Here is a 12,991-nt window from a genome sequence, read left to right on the forward strand (position 1 = left end):
CGGAGCCAGTGGTTGTGGCTGCCGAGCCTGCTCCAGCGATTGAAGCACCGGTGGCTGCCGAAGCTGCACCTGTGGTCGAAGCCGCTCCTGTCAGCGCTCTGACCCCAAGTGGCCGTGCGCCGAACGACCCGCGTGAAGTACGTCGTCGCAAGCGTGAAGCCGAGCGTCTGCAGAAGGAAGCCGAACTGGCTGCCGCTGCTGCTCCGGCTGAAGCGGTTGTCGCTGCCGAACCTGCACCGGTTGTGGCTGAAGTGGTCGAATCGGCACCTGCTGCCGAATCAGTCATCGAAGAAGCACCGCGCTCCGTTCAGGAAGCGGTAGAGCAACACGAACAAGCCCAGGAAAAAGAGCACGAGCCTAAACCCCTCGCCTGATTCCATCGGCCACTAAAAAGCCCCGCCTGGTGATCCAGGCGGGGCTTTTTTATGCCCAAAAATCTTTTGGGGATTGATCGTTCCCACGCTCTGCGTGGGAATGCCTCAATGGACGCTCTGCGTCCGCTTGGGACGCGGAGCGTCCCGGGCTGCATTCCCACGCAGAGCGTGGGAACGATCATTACGGGAAGACCAGTCCCTCAGGCACATCCACATCCCACAACACCCCGCGATCCTCCACCGCCACCTCGACCACCCTCGCCTGCGCGAACAGTGACTTGGCGCCCTGATCGCCGGTCAGCGCCATCAATCCCGGACCGAAGCTTCGCCCGAACCCCACCGGATGCCCATATTGCCCCTCATGCACCGGCACGCTGATGGCGTCATCCGCAATGGCCGCGACGACCTGTTCAATGCTCGACGGCAGGATAAACGGCATATCCCCCAGCATGATCAGCCAGCCACCGAGTTGCGAACAGGCCGCCACACCCGCCGCAATGCTGTCGCCCAGGCCGGTCGACTCGATCCGCACAATCTCGCAACCATAGGCCTGCGCCATGCGAATCACTTGCGGGCGGTCCGCCGTGGTCACCAGCACACGCTTCTGAACCGTGGCCGGCAGATTCACCAGCACCTGTTCGATCACCGAGTGCACGGTGACGCCGTCACGACCAGTACAGTCCGCCAGCAGCTTGTCCTTCTCGGCACCCGCTACCTGTCGAAACCGACTGCCCTGTCCCGCGGCCACCACGACAACGCCGATGGCGTCGCTCATACGCCCTCCTGCAACGGCCTCTGCTGTTTCAGCTCGATGCCGTTTTTGATCGCCACAATCTCTGCCAGCAGCGACAAGGCGATTTCCGCCGGAGTATGGCTGCCGATGTGCAAACCGATCGGGCCGTGCAAACGCTCGATGGCCTGTTGGGACAAACCTAGCTGAGCCAGGTTGTCCCGGCGCTTCTGGCTGTTAACTCGCGAGCCCAGTGCTCCGACATAAAACGCTTTGGAATCCAGGGCCGTGAGCAGCGCCATGTCATCCAGGCGCGGATCGTGGGTGAGTGCGACGATGGCGGTGCGTTCGTCGGTCTGGATGGTCAGCACCGCTTCGTCGGGCATGCCCGGGACGAAGCGACCGTGTTGCTCTTCCCAACCGTAAACGAACTCGGTGCGTGGATCGCAGATCAGCACTTCGAAATCCAGCAGCCGCGCCATCTCGGCGACATACCGCGACAGCTGCCCCGCGCTGATCAGCAACAATCGCCAACGCGGACCGTAAATGGCGCGCAGTGTGTGGCCGTCAAAACTCAGCACATCACGCTTGTTCGCCGGCTGCAAAACCACTTCACCAGTCGCAATATCCAGCGAGCGCGCCACGATTTCATGCGCCTCGCAGCGTGCCAGCAACTGGGCTACCCACGCCGGATCGCCGACGCGCTCCTCGGTCAGGCGCAACGTGCCGCCGCAGGGCAAACCAAACCGTGCAGCCTCCTCACGAGTGACGCCATAAGTAATCAACTGCACCGGCGGCCCATCGGCCGGGATCCGGCCATCGTGCAGCCGGGCAATCAGGTCATCCTCGACACAGCCACCGGACACCGAGCCAATCACCACGCCATCGCCACGCAAGGCCAGCATCGCGCCAGGTGCCCGGGGCGCGGTGCCCCAGGTCTGGACCACGCTGTACAACATCACCCGCTGACCGGCGCGGCACCATTCCAGCACGCTGCGCAGGACGTTCAGATCGACGCTGTCCATCAGGCTTCAGCCTTCTGCCAGCCTTGCAGCTGATAGCGCACCGGCAAGTTACGGATGCGCTTGCCGGTGGCGGCGAAGATCGCATTGCACAGCGCTGGCGCAATCGGCGGCACGCCCGGCTCACCGACCCCACCCAACGGTACAGCGCCCGGTGGCGTGACCAGGTGCACGGCGACTTCTTTCGGTGCCAGGGACATGCGCGCCACCTCGTACATGTGGAAGTTATCCTGCTGGACCTTGCCGTCCTTGAAGCTGATTTCCCCCAGCACCGCGTTGCCCAGGCCCATGACGCAAGCGCCTTCGAACTGCGAGCGAATCCGCTCGGGGTTGATCTGCGGGCCGCAATCCACGGCGATGTCGGCCTTGTGCACGATCAGCGTGCCATCGTCTTTGACCTCGACTTCGATCACCGCCGCCACATAAGTCACGAAGCTGTAATGCACCGCCAGGCCCAGGCCTCGGCCCTTGGGCAACTTACGCCCCCAACCGGCGGCTTTGGCGGCGGTTTCCAGCACCGTGCGCATCCGTGCGGTGTCGATAGGATAGCGCTCGGGGGATTCGCCGTAGTTCCACTCCTCACTCAAGGTGCGCGGATCGATCTGACGGTCCGGGCCGAGCAGTTTGATCTGATACTTGAGCGGATCCTCGCCGGCCTTATGCGCCAGTTCATCGACAAAGCTCTGAATCGCGAAGCCGTGGGGAATGTTCGACACTGAGCGATACCAGCCGACCCGCGTGTGGACCGTCGCTTCAGGGTTTTCCAGGCGCACGTTGGGGATCGCGTACGCCATGTTGGTAAAGCCCATGCCCAGCTCGAAAGCCGCTTCATGGTTCATCCCCGGCGCGAACAGCGCGGTAATGCTCGGCGCCACCGTGCGGTGCAGCCAACCGGACGGCAGGCCATCCTTGTTCAGGCTGGCCTTCAGGTACTCGGCGGACACGGTGTGAAAATACGAGTTGTGGATGTCGTCTTCACGGGTCCACTGCACCCGCACGGCTTTGCCCGGGAACTCCTTGGCCAGCAGCGCCGCTTCAATGACGAAGTCCGGCTTGGACTTGCGACCGAAACCGCCGCCGAGCAAAGTGACGTTGAACGTGACGTTATCGAATGGAATGCCCAGGCGCTCGCCAATCCGTTCGCGGGTGACTTGCGGTGCCTGGCTTGGTGCCCAGGCCTCACACACACCGTCCTTGAAACGGGCGATGGCGACCATTGGTTCCATCGACGATTGCGCCAGGTGCGGTAGATAGTAAGAAGCTTCGAGGGTGCTGTCGGCAGCGCTCATGGCCTGGTCGATGTTGCCGGTATTGCGCACCACTTTGCCGGGTTTGAGCGACGCGGCTTCGAGTTCCTTGCGATAGGCAATCGAGTCGTAACTGGCGTTGGGGCCGTCATCCCACTCGATCTTCAGCGCTTCGCGGCCCTTGATCGCCGCCCAAGTGTTGCTGGCCACCACGGCCACACCGCCAAGAGGCTGGAATTCGGACGGCAATGGACGGCTTTCAATTTGCAGGACTTTGATCACCCCCGGGACTTTCATTGCGGCGCCGGCATCGAAGGATTTGACCTTGCCGCCGTAGACCGCCGGACGCGCGATGGTGGCGAAAAGCATGCCGTCGAAATGCACATCGGCGCCGTAGACCGCGCGACCGTTGACGATATCCGCACCGTCGATGGCCTTGGTACCTTCCTTGCCAATGTAGCGAAACTCCGACGGCTGCTTGAGCCGCAGACTGTCGCGCGCCGGTACCGTCAGCGCACTGGCAGCGGCGGCCAACGCGCCGTAGCCCAGTTCACGGCCAGTCGGTTTATGGATGACTTTGTGCAGTTGCGCATGGCACTCGCCGACCGGCACTTTCCATTGCTCGGCAGCGGCTTGCTCAAGCATGGTCCGCGCGGCAGCACCGCAACGGCGCATCGGCTCGAACCAGTGACGCATGCTGCGCGAACCGTCGGTGTCCTGATTGCCGAAACGTACTTCGTCGCCCGGCGCCTGTTGCACTTTGACCTGCGCCCAGTCAGCGTCCAGTTCGTCGGCCACCACCATGGTCAGGCTGGTGCGCACGCCCTGGCCCATTTCCGAGCGGTTGCAGATCACGGTCACGCTGCCATCGGCGGCAATGCTAATGTAAACCTTCGGGTCATCTATCCAGCCGTTGGGCATGCCATCGGCACCGAACTTCTTCTCTTTTTCGGCGGCGAGCGCGTCTTGCCAGCCCCAGCTGGCGGCCAGCACCAGCGCACTGGTGGCACCCACGCCTTTGAGGAAACCGCGGCGACTGAGGTTGCTCAGCGCAAAATCATTTGGTAGCTGGCTCATGCCTTGGCCTCCTTCAGGTGAGTGGATGCCTGGCGGATGGCGGTCTTGATCCGGTTGTAGGTACCGCAACGGCAAATGTTGCCGACCATCGCCTCTTCAATCTGCTCGTCGCTGGGGTTCGGGTTGGTTTTCAGCAGTGCGGTGGCCGACATGATCTGTCCGCCCTGGCAATAACCGCACTGAGCCACGGCGCTGTCGAGCCAGGCTTGCTGGACCACTTTGCCCACCGGATCAGCATGCAGGTTGTCGATGGTGCTGACGTTCTGGCCGACCACCGAGCCGATCGGCGTGATGCAACTGCGCGCGGGCGCGCCGTCGATATGAATGGTGCAGGCGCCACACAGGCCCATGCCGCAGCCGAATTTGGTGCCGTTGTAACCGGCCACGTCACGGATCGCCCAAAGCAGCGGCATGTCCTCAGTGACATCGAGTTGATGATCTTGACCATTGAGTTTCAGGGTAATCATGGGCACGCCCGCATAGTTGTAGAGGTTATGGGGTCGAGCAATCTGCCGCTTGGGGTTCGCGGTTCACTACACGCAGATCGACTCAGGCTAATCGGCTCTCTTATGCGGACGCGACGTCTGCACCGGGCCTTTGATGGAGCAAATGCTGGCATCGTTAGCTGGCTAAGTTAACTGAGCATTAACAAAAAAGCCCTGCACATTTGAAAATGTGCAGGGCTTTGGAATCAGCCTGAAAGCGTAACCTCAATACTGATTGGGTTCCATTTCCAGGTCGACCTTGAAACGCTCTGCAATGTCTTTCTGAATACGCTGCGCCAGGTTCAGCAATTGCAGGCCCGTGGCGGCGCCGTAATTGACCAGCACCAGCGCCTGTAATTTATGCACACCGGCATCGCCATCGCGAAAGCCTTTCCAGCCGGCGCGCTCGATCAGCCAGCCCGCCGCCAGCTTCATTTGCCCGTCAGGCTGCGCATACGCCACCAGATCCGGGTATTCACTCTTGAGTTGGGCCACGAGTGCGGCGGGCACCAACGGGTTTTTGAAGAAGCTGCCGGCATTGCCGAGCACCGCCGGGTCCGGGAGCTTTTCGTTGCGAATGCTGCAAATGGCCTGGCTGACATCGCTGGGCGTCGGGTGCTCGATGCCTTGTTCGGTCAGGCGCTGGCGAACCGGGCCGTATTCCAGGTGCAGGTGCGCGATGCGCGTGAGGGTGAAACGCACCCGCAGGATCAACCACCGCCCCGGTTCCTGTTTGAACAGGCTGTCGCGGTAGGCGAAGTTGCACTCGGCCAACGTGAAGTCCCGCAGCTCGCCGGTCTGGCGATCGAGGGCCGTCAGGCCGGCGAATACGTCCTTTATCTCGACACCGTAAGCGCCGATGTTCTGCATCGGTGCCGCGCCGACGGTGCCGGGGATCAGGCTGAGGTTTTCCAGCCCCGACCACCCTTGCGCCAGGGTGTGTTGCACAAACGGATGCCACGGCTCACCGGCCTCGGCTTCGATCACCACCTGGTTACCGTCATCGCTCAGCAGGCGAACCCCCCGTGTGGCCATGCGCAGCACCAGTGCCGGCACATCGGCGGTCAGCAGCAAATTGCTGCCGCCACCGATCACCAGCACCGGCACCTCGTGTTCCAGCGCATAGGCCAGGGCTTCGCGCACGTCGGCATCGCTATGGGCTTCGGCAAACAGCCGCGCCTGAACGTCCACGCCAAAGCTGTTGTACGGTTTGAGCGAAACCTGGGGTTGAACCTGCAAACTCATAACCGTCCCTTCAATTCGATCACCAGCAGATCGCTGGCGCGCTCGATCAGGTCCAGAACCTGTTCGAAGCCTTGGTCGCCGTCGTAATAAGGATCCGGCACTTCATCGATTTCCGACTGGTAGCGACGCAGGAACAAATCCAGCTCGGCCTTGCCCTTGGCCGGTTGCATGGCCTTGAGGTGGCGCAGGTTGCTGTTGTCCATCGCCAGGATCAGGTCATAGGTGGCGAAATCGGCGCGAGTCACTTGCTGGGCGCGCTGGGCGGACAGGTCATAGCCGCGCAGTTTCGCCGCGGCCTGGCTGCGCTGGTCCGGGGCCTTGCCGACGTGCCAGTCACCGGTGCCGGCGGAAGCCACTTCGACTTGCTCGGCCAGCCCCGCCTCACGCAGCTTGTGCCGCAATACGCCCTCAGCCGTGGGGGACCGGCAGATGTTGCCCAGGCAGACGAACAGAACCCGCATCAGGCCTCCAGCAGGCGACGAACGCGCTCGAGGTCTTCCACCGTATCGACGCCAGTGGGCGGCGCGATCAGCGCATCGGCGACGTGAATCCGAACGCCGTGCCACAGGGCACGCAGCTGTTCCAGAGACTCGGTGTTCTCCAGCCAGCACGGGCCCCAGGTGACGAAGTCCTGAAGGAAACCGGCGCGGTAAGCATAAATGCCGATGTGGCGGCGATACGGCACGCCTTCCGGCAATTGCTCGCGGCTTTTGGCAAACGCGTCCCGGGCCCACGGCAAGGTGGCACGACTAAAGGTCAGCGCCAGGCCATTGAGGTCGCTGACCACTTTGACCACATTGGGGTTGAACAGGGTTTCGACGTCTTCGATCGGCTCGGCCAGGGTGGCCATGCGCGCTTCGGTGTGAGCGGCCAGGTTAGCGGCGACCTGATCGATCACGCTTGGCGGGATCAACGGCTCGTCGCCCTGAACATTGACCACGATCGCGTCCGGGGCCAGGCCCAGTTTCGCCGCAACTTCGGCCAGGCGGTCAGTGCCGGAATTGTGGTCTTCGCGGGTCAGCACCACTTCGGCACCAAAGCCCTTGCAGGCCTCGACGATGCGCGCGTCGTCAGTGGCGACCACCACGCGCTGGGCGCTGCTTTTGCTCGCCTGTTCCCAGGCGTGCTGGATCATCGGCTTGCCGGCGATCAGCAGCAGGGGCTTGCCCGGCAGACGGGTGGAGGCGTAACGCGATGGAATGACAACGGTAAAGGCTGTGGTCATTTATCCAGACGCTCATCGGTAGTCAGGGTGCGAGCTTCGCTTTCGAGCATCACCGGGATGCCGTCGCGAATCGGGTACGCGAGGCCGGCGCCCTTGCTGATCAGCTCGGTTTTGTCGGCGCTGAGCTTGAGCGGGCCTTTGCAGACCGGGCAAGCGAGGATATCGAGCAATTTGGTGTCCATGTACATTCCCTGGATAGAAACGGAGTTAAGGCAAAAGACGAGCCGGCAACAGGCGCATCAGCTGCGTATCGAACCAGGCCACGAAGGCCGGTGATGGCGCAGCATCGACCGCCAGGTACCACCAATCGGCGGCGGCGAAGGCACGGCACTTCACCGCGTCCTTTTCTGTCATCACCACTGGCAATGACGGTGTGAAATTCAAGGCCTGCACGCTGTACTCGGCGTGGTCGGCAAATGCATGGGGCACTGGCCGCCAGTGTAGCGTTTCGAGGGTCGTGAAGAAACGCCGGGGATTGCCGATCCCGGCCACGGCATGCAGGGCCTGACCTGCGGGAAAGTGGTCCAGAGGCCGCCGTTCGCCGCTGTGCAGGTTGACCAGTTCGGTGGGTTGCAACTGGAAGGCAAAACCATCTTCGCGATCATTGGCGGCGCCGTTGTACAGCACCGCATCGACGCTTTGCAGACGCTCGACCGGTTCGCGCAACGGCCCGGCGGGCAGGCAACGCTTGTTGCCCAGCCCCCGGGCGGCGTCGATCAGCACCAGTTCCAGGTTCCGGGCCAGCCGGTAATGCTGCATACCGTCGTCAGAAAGGATCAGGTCCAGCGGCTCACTCGCCAGCAAGGCTTTGACCGCGCGGCTGCGGTCCGGGTCGATCATCAGCGGCACGCCGGTGCGCTGAACGATCAACAGCGGTTCATCGCCCGCCACGTCCGCGCCTTGATCCGCCGCGACCCGCCACGGCAATTGCGGCGGTTTGGCGCCGTAACCACGGCTGACCACGCCGACCCGCAAGCCGCTGCGCTGGCAGTGCTGGATCATCCACAGAATCAGCGGCGTCTTGCCCGTACCGCCCACCGTGATGTTGCCGACCACGATCAGCGGCACCGGCGATTGGTAGATTTCGCCCTCGCCCGCCAAAAATCGCTCGCGCTTGCCAGTGACCACGCGCCGATACAGCCACTCAAGCGGCTGCAACAGCTTCAACGCCGGATGACCTTCGTACCACGCGGCGAGCAATCGATCGGACATGGCCATCAGGACGCCGGCGCCGCCTCGACAGTGGTCATGCGCAAGTGGCTGAAACCGAGCTTGCCGGCAGCGTCCATCGCGGTGATGACGGACTGATGGGGGGTTTTGCCATCGGCGCTGATGGACAACGGCAGATTGGTGTCGCCATTGGATTCTTTCTGCAGCGCTTCCATCAGGCTGGTCAGGTCGTTCTTCGGCAACAGCTGGTTGTTGACCGAATACGCCCCGTTGGCGCTGATGGCGATGTCCAGTTGCTTGAGCTGCTGGTCTTCAGCCGGGGAGCCGCTGACCGCTTCCGGCAGGTCGACGCGCAACTGGGTTTCACGGGTGAAGGTGGTGGTCACGACGAAAAACAGCAGCAGGATAAACACCACGTCGATCAGCGACGCGAGGTTGATGTCTACCGTTTCCCGTGGTTTACGACGGAACTTCACGCTTTACCCTCGGCCAGGTCCACGTCGCGGTCGCCCTGAATCACCTCGACCAGTTTGATCGCTTCCTGCTCCATGCCCACCACCAGCTCATCGATCCGGCGTTGCAGGAAGCGGTGGAAGAACACGGCCGGGATGCCGACCATCAGGCCGGCGGCGGTGGTGATCAGTGCCTTGGAAATCCCCCCGGCCAGCACCGCGGCGTTGGTGCCCATGCCCGTGCCCATGAACGCACTGAAAATATCGATCATGCCCAGCACCGTACCCAGCAGCCCCAGCAACGGGGCCATGGCGGCGATGGTGCCCAGGGCGTTGATGTAGCGTTCGAGCTCGTGAATCACCCGCGCGGCGGCCTCTTCGATGCACTCTTTCATGATCTCGCGACCATGCTTGGAGTTGGCCAGGCCGGCGGCGAGGATCTCGCCCAGCGGAGAGTTGGCGCGCAGTTCCTTGAGTTTTTCCTTATTGAGTTGCTTGTCCTTGATCCAGACCCAGACCTGCCCGAGCAAGTGCTCCGGGGTCACGCGGCTGGCGCGCAGGGTCCAGAGACGCTCGGCGACGATCGCCATGGCCGCGATGGAACTCAGAATGATCGGCAGCATCATCCAGCCGCCGGATTTGACCAATTCCCACACAGTGACAGTCCCCTCGAAAAAGTGCGCCACTCTAACATAGGGGGTGGGCGCACCGAAGACCGCGATGTCGCATCCGGTCGGGCTTTAATGACGCGGGTTACTGGCGCAATGCTGGCGGGTCGCGCCAGAAACGCCGTTCCTGAAGCATCGTCCAAGGTGGTTTGAAGCGCCCCAGTTGTAGACGAATGGCACCCTGCTCGGCGCTGTCGTAGATCGCCATGCCACGCTTTTGATAGCGCGCCACGACCGTGGGATGGGGATGCCCGAAAGAATTGCCGTTGCCACGGGAAATCAGCACCGCTTTGGGTTGCAAGGCGCTGAGCAACGCCATCGAAGACGAACTGCGACTGCCGTGGTGCGGGGCCTGCAACCAGTCCGTCGGCACTGCCAATGGACCGTCGAGCAGCGCCCGCTCGGCCGCGCTATCGATATCGCCGGTCAGCAGCAACCGCTCACCGTTGGCTTCGATCTGCAGCACGCAGGATTTCTGATTGCTGTCGATGGCCGACGACCACCGCCAGAGCTGGAACCGCACGCCGTCCCAGGTCCACTGTTGACCGCTCTCGCAGCCTTCGGCGTGTAGCTCGTCAGGCAGGGCCAGTGGATCGCCACTCAGTACCCGCGTCACCGGCACACCGTTGGCAATCGCTCGCGCACCGCCGGCATGATCGGCGTCGGCGTGACTGATCAGCATCAGATCGAGCCCGTCCACCCCCAGTTTGCGCAACGATGGCAGCACCACCCGCGCGCCCAGGTCGATGTCGCCGAAACGCGGCCCGGCGTCATACAGCAGGGTGTGATGGCGGGTTCGCACCAGGATGGCCAACCCTTGGCCGACATCCAGTTGCCAGACCTCGGCGACGCCCTCAGGCAATGCGTGACGGGGCGCAAAAACCAGCAACAGCAACATCGGCCAGCCCAACGGGCGTAACGGCACGCCCGGTGGCAATAACAGCAGAAATGCGCCCAGCGTGCCGAACGCCCAACCCCATAACGGAACCGCCACCGGCACCCACGCGGGCAATTGCCCGGCCACCAACGCCAGCCCCTTGAACAAAAGGTCGATCAGACCGCCTGCCAACCACAGCAGCCCCTCGCCCACATAAGGAACGGGCAACAGCAGCGCTCCGAGCAGGGCCGGTGGCAAGACCAGCAGACTGATCCAGGGCACCGCCAGAAGATTGGCCAGCGGCCCGCTAAGACTGATCGGCAACCCCAGCACCAACAGCAGCGGGCACAGACCGATCGCGATCAGCCATTGGGCACGGGTCCAGGTTTGCCACCAACGCCACGGGCCCAATCGCCCGCCAAAGGTGAAAATCAGCACCGCTACTGCCGCAAAGGACAACCAGAAACCCGGTTGCAGGCTCGCCAGCGGGTCCAGCAGCAAAACGCCGTCCAGCGCCAACAACAGCAGCCACCAGGCACCGAGGTGACGAAACCGTAGCCGCCACAACAACAGCAGACCGATCATCAGGCAGGCCCGACGCACCGGCACCTCGAAACCGGCCAGCAGCCCATAACCGAGCGCTGCCGCGAACGCCAGTGCGCACGCCCATGGCAGCCATGGCAAGCGCCTGGGCCATAAGCCATAACGCGCCAGCCCGGCGATCAGCAGATACACCAGTCCCGCCAGCAAACCAATGTGCTGCCCGGAAATCACCAACAGATGCACGGTGCCGGTGTCTTGCAGCACCTGCCAGTCCTCACGGCTCAGCCCGGCGCCATCCCCCAGCACCAACGCCGTCAGCGCCCCCGTTCGCCCTTGGGCATCGACGGCCTGCAAACGCTGACGAATGCCGTCACGCCAGGCCCACTGCGCTTCCCTCAGTCGCTGGCCGTCCTTGACCGTCCCGGTGGCGCCGATGCGTTGGGCCAGCAACCAGGCGTCGTAATCAAAACCATGGAAGTTGAGCAGCCCGGCAGGACGCTTCAATTTGACTGCCAGCCGCCACCGCTCGCCACTGTTGATGGGCGGCCCGCCATACCAGGCCAGGCGCAGGTGCCGAGGCAGTCGGGTGCGACGCGACTGACTGTCCGTCAGCTCGAAACGCACCACGCCCTCGGCCTGTTGCGGCAACCCGGTGACACGACCTTCGACCCAGCGAGTCTCGCCATCGAGCTTCAGCGCCAGGCGATCATCCAGCGCCCATTGCGCATTCGCACACGCCCAACTGAAACCGAACAGCCAAAATGCCAGTGGAAAGGTTCGAAACGGCAGCAACATCAAACCCACTACCGGCAACAACAGCCACAACCCCGCCGGCGGTAATGCCGGTAAAAAACGCAGGGCCAGCAGACCCAACGCCAGCGCCATCATCCCTGTGCGCATAAGCCCGTCCTTGAGAGTCCCTTCCCTAGGCTTAGCCGTCGCGCCGCACGGACGTCGTTAACAATTGTCACAAAGTCTGAATGGGCGGTTCGTAGAATCCAGACATACTTGCCGCCTTAACCGACCGAGAAGCCTTATGCCCCGGCGCTTATTCAAACGTTACATGCCAGACCCGACCAGCATCAGGGAACACAAATCCTTACGCTTTCTTGGCACCCTGCTGCATGACCCGAACCTCTGGCACCTCAATCGCCATTCCGTTGCGCGAGCCATGGCCGTTGGCCTGTTCGCGGCGTTTCTGCCCATCCCGTTGCAAATGCTGCTGGCCGCCATTCTCGCCATCGTGGTGCGCGGCAACATGCCGATAGCGGTCAGCCTGGTCTGGCTGACCAACCCGATCACCATGCCGGCGGTGTTCTTCTGCACTTACCAGACTGGCGCCTGGCTGATGGACGTCCCCGCCAGGAGCTTGCCGGACGAGTTGACCTGGGCATGGATCAGCGGCGAGCTCTCGAGCCTTTGGCAGCCGTTTTTACTCGGCTCGGTGGTAACGGGGCTGGTGCTTGGGGCGTTGGCTTATTGCCTGGTGATGATGTATTGGCGCTGGTGGGTGAGTCGGCAGTGGGCACGGCGTAAGCGCAGCCGGATGCAAGAATGAAAAACGGCCTCCGCTTGGGAGGCCGTTTTTTTATGGCTTTTTGGTGGCGTACATATCCGTTTTTTCTGTAACGGCCACTTAGGGTTCCGCCCTTACGGCGGGTCACTTTGGAAAAGCCGGAATGCCGGCCCAGCCCAAAGTAACCAAAGCGCTTTTGCCCCGCCATTCGGTGCCTCGCCTAGGCTCGGCATACCCTCACTCCGGCATTGCTCCGGGGGCCCGCCGCCATCGGCCATCCATGGCCGGGGGCGGCTACCGCGGCATCCCTGCCGCGGTGCCCCCTGCGCAACGCCTGCGTTCGGCCTCTGGGAAAGGGGC

13 protein-coding genes and 1 pseudogene are annotated in these 12,991 nt (G+C 62.8%); 2 read left to right on the plus strand and 12 right to left on the minus strand.

Translation table 11 applies throughout. From position 1 onward, the window contains the following. Positions 1–374: pseudogene (locus PMI21_RS01085) on the plus strand (ribonuclease E); the annotation flags it as partial. Between the two features lie 181 nt (positions 375–555). On the opposite strand, the gene PMI21_RS01080 reads toward PMI21_RS01085, so the two are convergent. The 12 genes from PMI21_RS01080 to PMI21_RS01025 all read right to left on the minus strand — a co-directional run bounded on the left by PMI21_RS01080 (position 556) and on the right by PMI21_RS01025 (position 12,015). Continuing rightward, positions 556–1,149 (minus strand): nucleotidyltransferase family protein, encoded by a 594-nt coding sequence (locus tag PMI21_RS01080; RefSeq protein ID WP_007941953.1) that lies wholly within the window; start codon positions 1,147–1,149, stop codon positions 556–558. After that, the gene (locus PMI21_RS01075) at positions 1,146–2,129 is read right to left on the minus strand and encodes an XdhC family protein (protein ID WP_007941954.1); all 984 of its coding nucleotides are present in this window, start codon (positions 2,127–2,129) and stop codon (positions 1,146–1,148) included. The genes PMI21_RS01080 and PMI21_RS01075 overlap by 4 nt, the downstream gene beginning before the upstream one ends. Further along, a complete protein-coding gene (locus tag PMI21_RS01070; RefSeq protein WP_007941955.1) occupies positions 2,129–4,450 on the minus strand; it encodes a xanthine dehydrogenase family protein molybdopterin-binding subunit in 2,322 nt (773 codons plus the stop codon). The genes PMI21_RS01075 and PMI21_RS01070 overlap by 1 nt, the downstream gene beginning before the upstream one ends. Beyond that, positions 4,447–4,917 carry a (2Fe-2S)-binding protein gene (locus PMI21_RS01065; RefSeq protein WP_007941956.1) on the minus strand — a complete coding sequence of 157 codons (471 nt, stop codon included), beginning with the start codon at positions 4,915–4,917 and terminating at the stop codon, positions 4,447–4,449. The genes PMI21_RS01070 and PMI21_RS01065 overlap by 4 nt, the downstream gene beginning before the upstream one ends. 243 nt (positions 4,918–5,160) lie before the next feature. Continuing rightward, entirely contained in the window at positions 5,161–6,180 is a 1,020-nt protein-coding gene (gene murB / locus PMI21_RS01060) for a UDP-N-acetylmuramate dehydrogenase (RefSeq protein WP_007941959.1), read from the minus strand. Beyond that, the gene (locus PMI21_RS01055) at positions 6,177–6,641 is read right to left on the minus strand and encodes a low molecular weight protein-tyrosine-phosphatase (protein WP_007941960.1); all 465 of its coding nucleotides are present in this window, start codon (positions 6,639–6,641) and stop codon (positions 6,177–6,179) included. Before PMI21_RS01055 ends, murB begins: the two co-directional genes overlap by 4 nt. Then, on the minus strand, positions 6,641–7,405 hold the full coding sequence (kdsB, locus tag PMI21_RS01050) for a 3-deoxy-manno-octulosonate cytidylyltransferase (RefSeq protein WP_007941961.1): 765 nt from the start codon (positions 7,403–7,405) through the stop codon (positions 6,641–6,643). Before kdsB ends, PMI21_RS01055 begins: the two co-directional genes overlap by 1 nt. Continuing rightward, positions 7,402–7,587, minus strand: coding sequence for a Trm112 family protein (locus PMI21_RS01045; RefSeq protein WP_003179363.1), 186 nt, complete (start codon positions 7,585–7,587; stop codon positions 7,402–7,404). The genes kdsB and PMI21_RS01045 overlap by 4 nt, the downstream gene beginning before the upstream one ends. A gap of 25 nt (positions 7,588–7,612) precedes the next feature. Continuing rightward, positions 7,613–8,623, minus strand: coding sequence for a tetraacyldisaccharide 4'-kinase (gene lpxK, locus PMI21_RS01040; RefSeq protein ID WP_007941962.1), 1,011 nt, complete (start codon positions 8,621–8,623; stop codon positions 7,613–7,615). Further along, positions 8,623–9,051 (minus strand): ExbD/TolR family protein, encoded by a 429-nt coding sequence (locus PMI21_RS01035; protein ID WP_007941963.1) that lies wholly within the window; start codon positions 9,049–9,051, stop codon positions 8,623–8,625. Before PMI21_RS01035 ends, lpxK begins: the two co-directional genes overlap by 1 nt. Further along, positions 9,048–9,683: a MotA/TolQ/ExbB proton channel family protein gene (locus PMI21_RS01030; protein ID WP_007941964.1), complete on the minus strand. Its 636-nt coding sequence runs from the start codon at positions 9,681–9,683 to the stop codon at positions 9,048–9,050. The genes PMI21_RS01035 and PMI21_RS01030 overlap by 4 nt, the downstream gene beginning before the upstream one ends. A gap of 97 nt (positions 9,684–9,780) precedes the next feature. Continuing rightward, on the minus strand, positions 9,781–12,015 hold the full coding sequence (locus PMI21_RS01025; protein ID WP_007941967.1) for a DNA internalization-related competence protein ComEC/Rec2: 2,235 nt from the start codon (positions 12,013–12,015) through the stop codon (positions 9,781–9,783). 136 nt (positions 12,016–12,151) lie between these two features. Here PMI21_RS01025 and PMI21_RS01020 point away from each other — a divergent pair, with 136 nt between their 5' ends. Then, the gene (locus PMI21_RS01020; RefSeq protein ID WP_007941968.1) at positions 12,152–12,673 is read left to right on the plus strand and encodes a DUF2062 domain-containing protein; all 522 of its coding nucleotides are present in this window, start codon (positions 12,152–12,154) and stop codon (positions 12,671–12,673) included. Positions 12,674–12,991: the final 318 nt, after the last annotated feature.

Source organism: Pseudomonas sp. GM18 (assembly GCF_000282195.1).
GTDB lineage: Bacteria > Pseudomonadota > Gammaproteobacteria > Pseudomonadales > Pseudomonadaceae > Aquipseudomonas.

Coding starts and splice junctions, on each gene's coding strand:
- PMI21_RS01025 (WP_007941967.1), bottom strand. CDS start 12,015: ATGCGCACAGGGATGATGGCGCTGGCGTTGGGTCTGCTGGCCCTGCGT.
- lpxK (WP_007941962.1), bottom strand. CDS start 8,623: ATGGCCATGTCCGATCGATTGCTCGCCGCGTGGTACGAAGGTCATCCG.
- kdsB (WP_007941961.1), bottom strand. CDS start 7,405: ATGACCACAGCCTTTACCGTTGTCATTCCATCGCGTTACGCCTCCACC.
- PMI21_RS01070 (WP_007941955.1), bottom strand. CDS start 4,450: ATGAGCCAGCTACCAAATGATTTTGCGCTGAGCAACCTCAGTCGCCGC.
- PMI21_RS01045 (WP_003179363.1), bottom strand. CDS start 7,587: ATGGACACCAAATTGCTCGATATCCTCGCTTGCCCGGTCTGCAAAGGC.
- PMI21_RS01080 (WP_007941953.1), bottom strand. CDS start 1,149: ATGAGCGACGCCATCGGCGTTGTCGTGGTGGCCGCGGGACAGGGCAGT.
- PMI21_RS01075 (WP_007941954.1), bottom strand. CDS start 2,129: ATGGACAGCGTCGATCTGAACGTCCTGCGCAGCGTGCTGGAATGGTGC.
- murB (WP_007941959.1), bottom strand. CDS start 6,180: ATGAGTTTGCAGGTTCAACCCCAGGTTTCGCTCAAACCGTACAACAGC.
- PMI21_RS01055 (WP_007941960.1), bottom strand. CDS start 6,641: ATGCGGGTTCTGTTCGTCTGCCTGGGCAACATCTGCCGGTCCCCCACG.
- PMI21_RS01065 (WP_007941956.1), bottom strand. CDS start 4,917: ATGATTACCCTGAAACTCAATGGTCAAGATCATCAACTCGATGTCACT.
- PMI21_RS01020 (WP_007941968.1), top strand. CDS start 12,152: ATGCCCCGGCGCTTATTCAAACGTTACATGCCAGACCCGACCAGCATC.